Below are 11,742 nucleotides of genomic sequence, written 5' to 3' on the forward strand. Positions count from 1 at the left end.
TGCGCGTGGTGCCGGATTCCTTTTGCAGGATGAGCTGGGTGTTGCGGGCGATCCGCGCCGAATGGTCGGTCGGCAGCGCCATCGCCTCGTCGAAGGAATTGGTGTGCAGCGATTGGGTGTGGCCCTGCGTTGCAGCCATTGCCTCGATCATGGTGCGGACAATGTTGTTGTAGGGATCCTGCGCCGTCAGCGACCAGCCAGAAGTCTGGCAATGGGTGCGCAGCGACAACGAGCGCTCGTCCTTGGGCGAAAAATTCTTCTGCATCAGGGTCGCCCACAACAGGCGCGCGGCCCGCAGCTTGGCGACTTCCATGAAGAAATTCATGCCGATGGCCCAGAAGAAGGACAGGCGCGGCGCGAAGCGGTCGATGTCGAGGCCGGCCGCGACGCCGGCGCGAGCATACTCGATGCCATCGGCGATCGTATAGGCGAGTTCAAGGTCGGCCGTCGCGCCGGCCTCCTGCATGTGATAGCCGGAGATCGATATCGAATTGAACTTCGGCATGTTCTTCGATGTGTACGAGAAGATGTCCGACACGATCCGCATCGAGGGCTTTGGTGGATAGATGTAGGTGTTGCGGACCATGAACTCCTTCAGAATGTCGTTCTGAATGGTGCCGGCGAGATCTTTCTGCGCAACGCCCTGTTCTTCCGCCGCGACAATGTAGAGCGCCATGATCGGCAGCACCGCGCCGTTCATCGTCATCGATACCGTCATCTCGCCGAGCGGAATGCCGTCGAAGAGCTGCCGCATGTCGAGAATGGAATCGATGGCGACGCCAGCCATGCCGACATCGCCGGCAACGCGCGGATGATCGCTGTCATAGCCGCGATGCGTGGCGAGATCGAAGGCGACCGACAGGCCCTTTTGACCAGCGGCAAGGTTGCGTCGGTAAAATGCGTTGGATTCTTCGGCCGTCGAGAAGCCGGCATATTGCCGGATCGTCCAGGGCTGCTGGACATACATGGTCGGGTAGGGGCCGCGCACGAAGGGCGGCAGGCCGGGATAGGTGTCGAGATGCGGCAACCCCTTGAGGTCGCTTTGATTGTACAGATGCTTGGCGACGAGCCCTTCCGGCGTGGTCCGCTGGCCTTTGACCTCGACGGGAGCGCGGCGTGGCGGGACCCAGCCGATCTGGCCGAAGTCCGGGATCAAGAGCCGGCTCCGATCGATTGGTCGATGCGGACTGGAAACAGCGCCTCGCAGACGGCAACGCCTTCGGTGAAGGCCGGCCGCCGTTCCGCCGCCAGCGTCTCGACCGGACGTTCGTCTTTCGATGGATAGAGCGTGGTGCCGATGATGGCCCGTTGGCCTGTGCGGTAGGCTGCATTGCGCTGCTCCGCAGCTGCGTGGACGCGCTTCTGGATGCGTCCGTCCTGAAGGCTGGACAGGACACCGCCCTCGGCTTCGATCGTCTGCAATTCCGCCCAGGCCAACTCGCACAACTCCGCGGTCAACGCCTCGACGGCGCCGGAACCATAGGCGGGATCGGTGACATGATCGATATGGCTTTCATTGGCCATGATCAGCTGCGTGTTGCGGGCAACACGACGGGCAAAACCCGCCGGCAGACCATGCGCGATCGTGTGCGGCAGGATGGAGATCGAATCGGCGCCGCCGCACGCCGCGGCAAAGCATGCAATGGTGGTGCGCAGGATGTTGGTCTCCGGATCCATCGCCGTCATCATGCGAAACGACGTCTCGGCATGGATATTGGCGGTGGATGTCGGGATCGAACAAGCCTCCTGCACCCGCGCCCATAGCCTGCGCAGTGCTCGCATCTTGGCCGTCGACAGCAACTGGTCCTGGTCGACGCTGAGCGCAAAACCGATATGGGGTGCGGCATAGACAAGCGGCTGCCGCGCCGTCTCGAACATTCTGAGATAGGAGACAGCCGAAGCCAGCATGATGCCAAGTTCCTGCGCTTCCGTGGCGCCGGCATTGTGGAACACGCGCCCGTCAGCTTCCAGCAGCACGCCCGGAACGCCCATCGCGAAGAAGTGCGCCAGCGACTGTGGCATAGAGGCCTGCAGCGCCTCGATCGACATGCGCAACCGACCGGTTCCCGCGAAGATCGCCGCTGGATCGATGCCGAAGGAGAGGTTGAGCTTTGCCGGGTCCGATCGCCGCTTGCTCAGGAACGCGACCAACCAGTCGGCCACGGCGCGGCTCCAGGGATGGGCGTCGATGCGAACCTGGATGCGGTTGAGCGGTATGCCGTCCAGCACCGCCTCCAGCGCCTCCGCCGTTCTCGGCAAGCCGTAGCCGAACGCGTTGGGCGCCCCTTCGAAGACCAGCGACAATCCCGTGGCACCCTGTGCAACATCCTCCAGCGCTTGGCTTCTGGCACGGTCGATGTCCGGATCGTCGATGCGCTGGCTGACGATCCATGGCGATTTCGGGTTTGTACGCACGATCGGTTCCGCCGCGGTGCTGCGGTCGTAGAGCGGTTCGATACGGATGTTGTCATCGCTGTGCGAGACCAGCTTTTCCTCGAAGGAAGCGCCTGCCAATGCCTTTTCCGCCAAGGCGAGCCATCGCTGACGCTCGGCGTTCTCGGGTTCCACGTCCTGGATCAAGGCTCCGGCGCCCATCCGTCCTCCTCGTTTCATGCGGCCGCACCAGCCGGGAGCGGTTCAGTCTACGGTCCCCGGTCCGATATCGCAATGCAATGCGCTTTCAGAGACCGGATTCGATCCATCAGATATAGGTCAGTCCGCGTGGACGACGATTGCCAAACAGCGGCAAAATCCGCAAGCTCCAAAAACCCGATCTGAACGAATGGGGCCGATTTGGGCGAATGGCCCGGATTTGGACGAATGGCCCCGATTTGGACGAATGGCCCCGATTTGGACGAATGGCCCCGATTTGGACGAATGGCATTGTCGCTGTGCAATGGCCTCACTATACCTGCGGCAAGGCCACTGGCTTTAGACACATCAGTTTGCGGAGACCGGACATATGGCTGACGAGACCAGTATTTTCATCGGCGCCAGCCGAAAGCCCGACGACAGCTATCAGCGTGCCGAGCAGTTGTTGCTGCGATATGGGAATCGTCACGGCCTGGTGACCGGCGCCACCGGCACCGGCAAGACCGTCACCTTGCAGATCCTGGCCGAAGGATTTTCCAACGCCGGCGTGCCGGTGTTCTGCGCGGACATCAAGGGTGATCTGTCGGGCATCGCGATGATGGGCACGGCACAGGATTTCCTCGTCAAGCGGGCCGAACAGGTCAAGCTCGATCCGTATGACTTCCAGGAATTTCCCGTTATCTTCTGGGACTTGTTCGGCGAGCAGGGTCATCCGATCCGCGCCACGGTCTCGGAAATGGGGCCGTTGTTGCTGTCGCGCCTGATGAACCTGACCGAGGCGCAGGAAGGCATCATGAACATCGCCTTCCGCCTGGCGGATGAGGAAGGTCTGCTGCTGCTCGACATGAAGGACCTGCAGGCGCTGCTCGCCAACATCGCCGAGCGCGCCGACGAGATCGGCTCACGCTATGGCAACGTGACGAAGCCATCGGTCGGGGCTATTCAGCGCACGCTGCTGGTCCTCGAACAGCAGGGGGCCGCAAACTTCTTCGGCGAACCGGCACTGCGTATCGCCGATATCATGCGCACCACCCGCGACGGACGCGGCGCCATCAGCGTGCTTGCCGCCGACAAGCTGATGATGAATCCGCGGCTCTACGCGACCTTCCTGCTATGGCTGATGTCGGAGCTGTTCGAGGTGCTGCCGGAAGTCGGCGACCCCGACAAGCCGAAGCTGGTGTTCTTCTTCGACGAGGCCCATCTTCTGTTCGACGAAGCACCCAAGGTGCTCATCGATCGCGTCGAACAGGTCGTCCGACTGATCCGCTCGAAAGGCGTCGGCGTCTATTTCGTCACCCAGAACCCTTTGGATATCCCTGAAAAAGTCCTGGCCCAGCTCGGCAATCGCGTCCAGCACGCGCTGCGCGCCTATACACCGCGCGAGCAGCAGGCAGTCCGGACGGCGGCCGAAACGTTCCGGCCAAATCCCGATTTCGACTGCATGACCGCCATTACACAGCTTGCCACTGGCGAGGCGCTGGTCTCGACGTTGGAAGCCAAGGGTGTTCCGTCCATGGTGCAGCGGACCCTGATCCGCCCGCCATCCTCGCGGCTTGGGCCCATAACGGCCGCTGAGCGGCAAAAGCTGATCCAGGAAAGCCCGGTCGCCGGCCAGTACGATCAGGCCGTCGATCGCGAATCGGCTTTCGAAATGCTGCAGAAAAAGGCCAAGGACGCGCAGGATGCCGAAGAGCAGGCCCAGCAGGCCGGCAACGGCGGCTCGCGCTGGACCATTCCGGGCTTCGGCAATGACGATCCCGCGCCGCAATCCGGTGGCAGGCGCACATCTGCACCGCGCCCGTCCAACCGCCAGACGGTCGCAGAGGCGGCGATCAAGTCGGTGGTGCGCTCGGTCGGCTCTTCGGTCGGTCGGGCAATCGTGCGCGGCATTCTGGGGAGCTTGTCGCGCGGGCGGTGACTGGAGGCAGCGGGCGCCGCCGCTGCCTAGTCAGCTCAGAAAATCGAATTCGTGATCGCCTTGACCGGTCCAAGCAGCACCGAACCGTCCGGCACGCCGGCATCGATCGGGATCGCCTGTCGGTTGGCCGTCGCCACCATGGGTTGGCTGGCGTCGCTGGTCACGATGACCGGCGTCTTCGAGGGCACGCGATCATAGAGGTCGATAATGTCCTGGTTCATCAGACGCACGCAGCCTGACGACACCGACTTGCCGATCGAGCGCCACTCCGGCGAGCCGTGCAGACGGTAGAGCGTGTCGACATTGCCCTGGAACAGATAGAGCGCGCGTGCACCGAGCGGATTCTTCAGGCCGCCGGGCATGCCGCCATTGTCGGCGCTGTAGGGTTTCAGTTCCGGCTGGCGGGCTATCATTTCGTCCGGCGGCGTCCATTTTGGCCATTTCTGCTTCCACTGAACGACGGCGTCGCCGGACCATTCGAAGCCGGCGCGGCCAAGGCCGACACCGTAGCGTATCGCCTGACCGCCTGGACGAACCAGATAAAGGAAGTGGCCGGTCGTATCGACGACTATGGTTCCCGGCTTCTGTCCCGTCGGGTCGGGAACGATCTGACGCAGGAATTGCGGATCGATCTTGTCGACTGGGATGGCCGGCAAATCGAAGCCGCCGTCGCTGACTGCTGCATACATCGTCACATAGTCCGCCAGAGGCGGCTCGACATAGGTTGGTGGCGGCGGCTCGACCGGACCCGGCCCGGTGGTGGCGCATGCGGAAACCGCGATCGAAGCGGCGCCCAGGGCTGCGGCATTGAGAAAGCCGCGACGGCTCAGGCGAAAAGATTCGATTTCAGTTATGGACATGGTTGCCTTCTTTAAGTCTCAAATCGCAACAAAGCGTGAATTCGCCGACAGTTACGCGGGTGCCTGACAACACCTGGGGCGATAGGCGGTTCCGATTCTGGCCCGAACGTGGGCAAAGAAAGGCGAAGCTGTGACCAGGCTGCTACTGTGGCGCCAGAGACACAGGTCTCTTAGCTGCCGGGCACAAGGGCTTCGAGCGACGGCAGGATCAGGGCCGGTGGGAAGTCCCGGTATTCTTCGGGCTGGTTGGAGCGGTTGATCCACACCGTGCGAAAGCCGAATTTGGTGGCGCCTGCAATGTCCCAGCGATTGGACGACTGGAAGGAAACCGCGCCGGGGTAGAGGCGCCAGCCGGTGGCGACCATGTCGTAGACCGCCGGATCGGTCTTGAAGCGCCGCACCGTATCGACGGAATAGATATCGTCCAGAACCTGGTCGAGCGCGGCGGATTTGACCGCCGCCTGCAGCATTTCTGGCGAGCCGTTGGACAGGATCGCCAGCCTCGCTCCCGAAGCTTTGAGCGCCTTGAGCACGGCCGGCACTTCCGGATAGCAATCGAGCCGCCAATAGGCATCCAGCAATATCGCCTTGAGACCGGGGTCGGCCGAGGGAACCTTGCGCAAGGCGAAATCGAGCGCCTGTTCGGTCAGTTGCCAGAAATCGGCATAGGCGCCCATCAGCGTGCGCACCCAGGAATATTCGAGCTGTTTGGCGCGCCAGATCTCGGACAACAATTGGCCGTCCGGCCCGATCCGGTCGGCATGACGGCGCACGGCGGCATGCACGTCGAACAGCGTGCCATAGGCGTCGAAGACATAGGCGGCGTATTGCATGACAGCAGTTTTGAGGGCAGGCGCGACAAGGTGCAAGCTTTGATTGCATTGCGCCCCGGCACTGGCCTCAACAAAACTCCATGATGCCGGTTGACGGCGCCCGCCAAAGCATCTTCCAATGGCTGTCACACGAGACCGATTGAGACGGGACGAGATGATGACACTGGCGGCTGCGGCGCAATCCACGACATGGACTTTCGTCGATGGTGATTGGCACGAAGGCAACGTCGCCATTCTGGGGCCGCGCAGCCACGCCATGTGGCTCGGCACCAGCGTTTTTGACGGCGGCCGCTGGTTCGAAGGCGTGGCGCCGGATCTCGACTTCCACGCAGCCAGGGTGAATTCCTCGGCGATTGCGCTCGGCCTGAAGCCGAACATGAGCGCCGACAAGATCGTCGGGCTGACATGGGATGGGTTGAAGAAGTTCGACGGCAAGACGGCGGTCTATATCAGGCCGATGTACTGGGCCGAGCATGGCGGCTATATGGGCGTGCCGGCCGATCCCGCCTCGACGCGCTTTTGCCTTTGCCTCTATGAATCACCGATGATTCCGGCGACTGGCTTTTCGGTGACCGTGTCGCCGTTCCGGCGTCCGACCATTGAAACCATGCCGACCAACGCCAAGGCCGGCTGCCTTTACCCCAACAACGGTAGGGCCATTCTCGAAGCCAAGATGCGCGGCTTCGACAACGCAATGGTGCTCGATATGCTGGGCAACGTCGCCGAGACCGGAACCTCGAACATCTTCCTGGTCAAGGATGGCCACGTCTTTACGCCTGCGCCGAACGGCACCTTCCTATCCGGCATCACCCGCTCGCGCACGATAGCGCTGCTCGGCGAATATGGCTTCAGGACCACGGAAAAGACGCTGTCGGTGCGCGATTTCCTCGAAGCAGACGAAATTTTTTCGACCGGGAACCATTCCAAGGTGGTGCCGATCACGCGCATCGAGGATCGCAATCTGCAACCCGGGCCGGTGGCCAAAAAAGCGCGCGAACTCTATTGGGATTGGGCGCATTCGACTTCTGCTGTTTGAGCGGATAAAAAGGCGATCGACGCTTCATCCGGAGTTGTCCCAACCCATTCCAGACCTATCTTACTCCGGTATCGACACCGGATTTTTCCACGAGGGAGTACTATCCATGGCCTTTGAATTGCCCGCTCTGCCTTACGACTATGAGGCCTTGCAGCCTTACATGTCGAAAGAGACGCTGGAATATCACCACGACAAGCACCACAAGGCGTATGTCGATAACGGCAACAAACTCGCCGCCGAGGCCGGCTTGGGCGATCTGTCGGTCGAAGAGGTGGTCAAGCAGTCGTTCGGCAAGAATGCCGGCCTCTTCAACAATGCCGCCCAGCATTACAACCACATCCATTTCTGGAAGTGGATGAAGAAAGGCGGCGGCGGCAACAAGCTGCCGGGCGCCTTGCAGAAGGCAGTCGATAGCGATCTCGGCGGCTACGACAAGTTCAAGGCCGACTTCATTGCCGCTGGCACGACACAGTTCGGCTCCGGCTGGGCCTGGGTCTCGGTCAAGGATGGCAAGCTGGCGATCTCCAAGACACCGAACGGCGAAAACCCGCTCGTCCATGGCGCGTCGCCGATCCTCGGCGTCGATGTCTGGGAGCACTCCTACTACATCGACTACCGCAACGCCCGGCCGAAATATCTCGAGGCGTTCGTCGACAGCCTGATCAACTGGGACCATGTCCTGGAATTGTACGAAAAGGCGAAGTGATCGATTTCCAGAAGCCCCGGTATCACCCGGGGCTTTTCTTTTCTGCGTCCCGCAAGAGCAAAGGTCCGGCAAAAATCATCAGGGGGAAGGGAATTTTCCCTCTGTAGCATCCGTTGACGTCCTGTCCCGAAATGCCTTCATCATGGAGCCAATTGAATGAGAAAGCTTGTTATCGCCATCTCTATGCTCGCACTCGCGGCTTCGGCGGCCTTTGCCGACCCGATCCTCGACCGGCAGGCACTGATGAAGGAACGTGGAAAGATCGTCGGCGGCCTGTCGAAAGTGGTCAAGGGCGAGGAGCCGTTTGATGCCGCCGCGGTGCTGACGGCGCTGCAGGCGCTGCATGCGAATGCCGAGAAAGTCGACGTAGACGCGCTGTTTCCGGCGGGCAGCGACACGGGCGGCGATACCACTGCGTCGCCGAAGATCTGGGAAGACATGGCCGGCTTCAAGGCCACCAACGCCAAATATGTCGCCGACGTCAAGGCAGCGGCCGCTGCCGCTCCTGCCGACGTCGATGCGTTGAAGGCGCAATTCGGCGCCATCGGCTCCGATTGCGGCACCTGCCACCAGACCTACCGGGTGAAAAAAGGCTGATAGCGGGCGATGCCCTGGCTAAAGAAACTCGTCGGCGCCATCGTCATCCTCGGCGGCGTCGGCGCGGTTGCCGGGTGGGCCGGGTCGGCGCCGGTGAGGCTCGACAGGGAGACCCTGGCCAAGCTCGGTCCTGGCGACGCAGCCAGGGGCAAGCGCATTTTTTATGCCGGCGGTTGTACATCCTGCCATGCAAAGCCGGGCTCACAGGGCGATGCGCGGCTTCAACTCGTGGGCGGTCTCGAGCTCAAGACGCCGTTCGGAACCTTCGTGCCGCCCAACATTTCGCAAGACGCCAAGGACGGCATCGGCGCATGGTCGGTCGAGGACCTCGCCAATGCCATGCTGAAGGGCGTGTCGCCTTCGGGCCGACACTTCTATCCGGCGTTTCCCTATGCGTCCTACGCGCGCATGAATCCGGCCGACATTGGCGATCTCTATGCCTTTCTCAAGACGCTGCCGGCCGTCGCCGGCAAGGCGCCTGCAAATTCGCTCGGTTTTCCCTTCAACATTCGTCGCGGCATTGGCCTGTGGAAATTGCTCTATCTTAGCGACCAGCCGGTCGTTCCATTTCCCGCTGGCACGCCCGATCCGGTCATGGCCGGCCGCTATCTGGTCGAGGGGCCGGGCCATTGCGGCGAATGCCATACGCCGCGCGACCTTGCAGGTGGTACGAAAAAGAACGTGTGGCTGGCCGGTGCGGTGGCTGCCGAAGGCAGCGGCGTCGTGCCGAACATCACATCGGGCGAGGGCGGTATAGGCGATTGGTCGGAAGCCGACATCGTCAACTACCTCGAAACCGGCTTCACGCCCGATTTTGATTCCGTCGGCGGCGCCATGGTCGACGTGCAGCGAAACATGGCCGAGTTGGCGCCGCAGGACCGTGCTGCCATCGCCGCCTATCTCAAGGCGATACCCGCGCATCCAAACGGCTATCCGGCCCGCAAGAGGGCGAACTAGTCTAGATCGAGTCTGCGGATGACAGGTGGCGGTCACCGAGAAAATCGAAGCCCGTTTCGAAGAAATGGTTGTAGTTGCAGGTCAACTCTTCGCCAGGCGCGATGTCGCGCAGCGCAAAACTCTCCTCGGGTGAGGAGACGTCGCAATTAGGCTCGTCGGCATGGTTCATGTAGCGCGCGTCGTCGGCTTCGAAGACGATGTAGTTCGGATCGCGGCGGTCAGGATAGGAGTAGCGGTCGAGATAGCTCTTCACCGGGCCGGCCGCCCGCTCATAAGTCTCGACCTCGATGAGCCGATCGAACCTTGGGTCTAACTTCCAGATCAGAGTACCGCGAGGAATGTGGTTCTTGGCAAAGACGCCGATTCCCTGGATGGGTGATTTGTCGAGATAGACGTCGACGAGCAGCATAATGAACCTTTACGCGATTGGAGGCTGTCAGGCCGGAAAAGCCGCGCACTGGGTAGCGCGCGGTCGTCGCAATTGCGAGTGAAAATGAGCGACGGGAGCTTCAAAAAGTCCTGACACCCAGCCCTCTGGCAAGGGTGCATCGATCATCGTCCAGAGTCAGCGTTGCTGCAGCGCCAGACGGACGCCCAGAGCGCAGTAGATGCCGCCGACAACTTTGCCCTGCAATCGTAACACCGACGGATTTCGGCGCAGGAACGTGCCGAGCCGGCCAGCGCTCACGGCAAAGACGACCGTGCTGAAAAGGCCCAGTATGACGAAGATGACCCCCAACGCGGTCATCTGAAGCATCACCGATCCGTTTTCAGGCCGCACGAACTGAGGCAGAAAAGCGAGGAAGAACAGAGCGGTCTTGGGGTTGAGCACTTCGGTCAGGACAGCCTGTCGAAACGCCTTGCCGGCGGAGATCGCGAGCGCACCGGCCGCCGGGTTGGCCGGTGTTTTCTCGATGATCGCGCGAATGCCGAGATAAACCAGGTAGGCCGCGCCGATGTACTTGATGACGCTGAACAGCGTCGCCGACGCGGCGATGATCGCCGAGATGCCGATCATGGCCATGACGGTATGAAAGACGTCGCCGGCAGCGATCCCGGCGCCCGTCGCGATCCCGACCTTGGTTCCGGAACTCGTTGCCCGGGCGATCGTCAGCAGGGTGGCGGGGCCTGGAATGAAGACGAAGCCGAGCACGACCGCGATGTAGGCGATCAGGGTGGTCAGGTCGATCATTGGTTGGTTGCTCCCGTAAGCTGCGCCTTGCCCATCACTTTCAGCGCGAAGGAATAGGTGTAGGCGATCTCTTCCAGCCGCGAAAACCGGCCGGAAGCGCCTGCATGACCGGAATCCATGTTGATCTTGAACAGAACCGGATTGTCTCCGCTCTTGCGGTCGCGCAGCCGGGCCACCCATTTGGCCGGTTCCCAATAGGTGACGCGCGGATCGGTGAGACCGGCCAGCGCCAGGATCGGCGGATAGTCGTGATCAGAGACATTGTCGTAGGGCGAATAGGCAGCGATCGTCCGATAGTCGTCGGCGGACGCGATCGGGTTGCCCCATTCGGGCCATTCCGGCGGCGTCAGTGGCAGGGTCGCATCGAGCATGGTGGTGAGCACATCGACGAAGGGAACCTCGGCGACGATGCCGCCAAAACAATCCGGCGCCATGTTGGCGACGGCACCCATCAGCATGCCGCCGGCCGAACCGCCTTGCGCGACGATACGGTCATGCGCCGTGTAACGCTCCGTGACCAGATGGCGCGCGACGGCGATGAAATCGGTGAACGTGTTCATCTTGTTCTCCCGCTTGCCGTCATCGTACCAGCCATAGCCCTTGTCCTTGCCGCCGCGAACGTGAGCAATGGCGAAGACAAAGCCGCGGTCGACCAGCGAGAACCAGTTGGTGTTGAAGGCGGCCGGCACGGTGATGCCATAGGAGCCGTAGCCGTAAAGCAGGCAAGGTGCGGATCCGTCCAGCGGCGTGTCGCGATGATGCAAAAGCGAGATCGGCACCAGTTCGCCATCGCTGGCCGGCGCCATCAGCCGCCGCGTGACATAATGGTCCGCATCATGGCCGGACGGCACTTCCTGGGTCTTCAGCAGCACCCGCTCGCGGGTGCGCATGTTATAGTCGAACACCTGCGCGGGCGTCGTCATCGACGAGTAGGAAAAGCGCATGATCTCGGTGTCGTACTCATAGGAACCCGACAGGCCGAGCGAGAAGGCCTCCTCGTCGAGGGACAGAAGATGCTCCTCGCCGCTGATACGGTCGCGCACCACAATGC

The 11,742-nt window shown here is 61.8% G+C and carries 12 protein-coding genes; 5 read left to right on the forward strand and 7 right to left on the reverse strand.

Features of this window, described 5'->3' with window-relative positions:
• Together EN991_RS08320 and EN991_RS08325 are read right to left on the reverse strand one after the other, a co-directional pair.
• A partial coding sequence (locus tag EN991_RS08320) for a methylmalonyl-CoA mutase family protein (protein ID WP_245460922.1) occupies window positions 1-1,156 on the reverse strand: 1,156 nt, incomplete at its 3' end.
• Window positions 1,153-2,595 (reverse strand): methylmalonyl-CoA mutase subunit beta, encoded by a 1,443-nt coding sequence (locus EN991_RS08325; protein WP_024505548.1) that lies wholly within the window; start codon window positions 2,593-2,595, stop codon window positions 1,153-1,155. The genes EN991_RS08320 and EN991_RS08325, both read right to left, overlap by 4 nt.
• Before the next feature lie 367 nt (window positions 2,596-2,962).
• Between EN991_RS08325 and EN991_RS08330 the strand changes: the two genes are divergently transcribed.
• Window positions 2,963-4,510: a helicase HerA-like C-terminal domain-containing protein gene (locus EN991_RS08330; RefSeq protein ID WP_127368562.1), complete on the forward strand. Its 1,548-nt coding sequence runs from the start codon at window positions 2,963-2,965 to the stop codon at window positions 4,508-4,510.
• A gap of 35 nt (window positions 4,511-4,545) precedes the next feature.
• On the opposite strand, the gene EN991_RS08335 is transcribed toward EN991_RS08330, so the two are convergent.
• Together EN991_RS08335 and EN991_RS08340 are read right to left on the reverse strand one after the other, a co-directional pair.
• Entirely contained in the window at window positions 4,546-5,370 is an 825-nt protein-coding gene (locus EN991_RS08335) for a L,D-transpeptidase (RefSeq protein ID WP_013532670.1), read from the reverse strand.
• A gap of 170 nt (window positions 5,371-5,540) precedes the next feature.
• Window positions 5,541-6,203: a haloacid dehalogenase type II gene (locus tag EN991_RS08340; protein ID WP_024505547.1), complete on the reverse strand. Its 663-nt coding sequence runs from the start codon at window positions 6,201-6,203 to the stop codon at window positions 5,541-5,543.
• A 157-nt stretch (window positions 6,204-6,360) separates the two neighbouring features.
• Here EN991_RS08340 and EN991_RS08345 point away from each other — a divergent pair, with 157 nt between their 5' ends.
• The 4 genes from EN991_RS08345 (at window position 6,361) to EN991_RS08360 (ending at window position 9,499) form a co-directional block, all read left to right on the forward strand.
• Window positions 6,361-7,239 carry a branched-chain amino acid aminotransferase gene (locus EN991_RS08345; protein ID WP_024505546.1) on the forward strand — a complete coding sequence of 293 codons (879 nt, stop codon included), beginning with the start codon at window positions 6,361-6,363 and terminating at the stop codon, window positions 7,237-7,239.
• 106 nt (window positions 7,240-7,345) lie between these two features.
• A complete protein-coding gene (locus EN991_RS08350; RefSeq protein ID WP_013532667.1) occupies window positions 7,346-7,945 on the forward strand; it encodes a superoxide dismutase in 600 nt (199 codons plus the stop codon).
• A gap of 156 nt (window positions 7,946-8,101) precedes the next feature.
• Window positions 8,102-8,542 (forward strand): cytochrome c, encoded by a 441-nt coding sequence (locus EN991_RS08355; protein ID WP_013532666.1) that lies wholly within the window; start codon window positions 8,102-8,104, stop codon window positions 8,540-8,542.
• Window positions 8,543-8,551: 9 nt separating this feature from the next.
• Window positions 8,552-9,499: a cytochrome c gene (locus EN991_RS08360; RefSeq protein WP_127368563.1), complete on the forward strand. Its 948-nt coding sequence runs from the start codon at window positions 8,552-8,554 to the stop codon at window positions 9,497-9,499.
• A 1-nt stretch (window position 9,500) separates the two neighbouring features.
• On the opposite strand, the gene EN991_RS08365 is transcribed toward EN991_RS08360, so the two are convergent.
• The 3 genes from EN991_RS08365 to EN991_RS08375 all read right to left on the reverse strand — a co-directional run.
• Window positions 9,501-9,908, reverse strand: a complete 408-nt coding sequence (locus EN991_RS08365; protein ID WP_013532664.1) for an SET domain-containing protein-lysine N-methyltransferase — start codon at window positions 9,906-9,908, stop codon at window positions 9,501-9,503.
• 156 nt (window positions 9,909-10,064) lie between these two features.
• Complete coding sequence (locus EN991_RS08370) at window positions 10,065-10,691, reverse strand: LysE family translocator (protein ID WP_024505543.1); 627 nt, start codon at window positions 10,689-10,691, stop codon at window positions 10,065-10,067.
• On the reverse strand, window positions 10,688-11,742 hold a 1,055-nt coding region (locus EN991_RS08375; protein WP_164768918.1), incomplete at its 5' end, for a prolyl oligopeptidase family serine peptidase. The genes EN991_RS08370 and EN991_RS08375, both read right to left, overlap by 4 nt.

It is taken from the genome of Mesorhizobium sp. M7A.F.Ca.US.005.03.2.1 (genome assembly GCF_003997795.1).
GTDB lineage: Bacteria > Pseudomonadota > Alphaproteobacteria > Rhizobiales > Rhizobiaceae > Mesorhizobium > Mesorhizobium ciceri.

Excerpts from the sequence above, each read along its gene's own strand:
- EN991_RS08360 (WP_127368563.1), top strand. The coding sequence starts at position 8,552 with ATGCCCTGGCTAAAGAAACTCGTCGGCGCCATCGTCATCCTCGGCGGC.
- EN991_RS08330 (WP_127368562.1), top strand. The coding sequence starts at position 2,963 with ATGGCTGACGAGACCAGTATTTTCATCGGCGCCAGCCGAAAGCCCGAC.
- EN991_RS08370 (WP_024505543.1), bottom strand. The coding sequence starts at position 10,691 with ATGATCGACCTGACCACCCTGATCGCCTACATCGCGGTCGTGCTCGGC.
- EN991_RS08355 (WP_013532666.1), top strand. The coding sequence starts at position 8,102 with ATGAGAAAGCTTGTTATCGCCATCTCTATGCTCGCACTCGCGGCTTCG.
- EN991_RS08335 (WP_013532670.1), bottom strand. The coding sequence starts at position 5,370 with ATGTCCATAACTGAAATCGAATCTTTTCGCCTGAGCCGTCGCGGCTTT.
- EN991_RS08345 (WP_024505546.1), top strand. The coding sequence starts at position 6,361 with ATGACACTGGCGGCTGCGGCGCAATCCACGACATGGACTTTCGTCGAT.
- EN991_RS08365 (WP_013532664.1), bottom strand. The coding sequence starts at position 9,908 with ATGCTGCTCGTCGACGTCTATCTCGACAAATCACCCATCCAGGGAATC.
- EN991_RS08350 (WP_013532667.1), top strand. The coding sequence starts at position 7,346 with ATGGCCTTTGAATTGCCCGCTCTGCCTTACGACTATGAGGCCTTGCAG.
- EN991_RS08325 (WP_024505548.1), bottom strand. The coding sequence starts at position 2,595 with ATGGGCGCCGGAGCCTTGATCCAGGACGTGGAACCCGAGAACGCCGAG.
- EN991_RS08340 (WP_024505547.1), bottom strand. The coding sequence starts at position 6,203 with ATGCAATACGCCGCCTATGTCTTCGACGCCTATGGCACGCTGTTCGAC.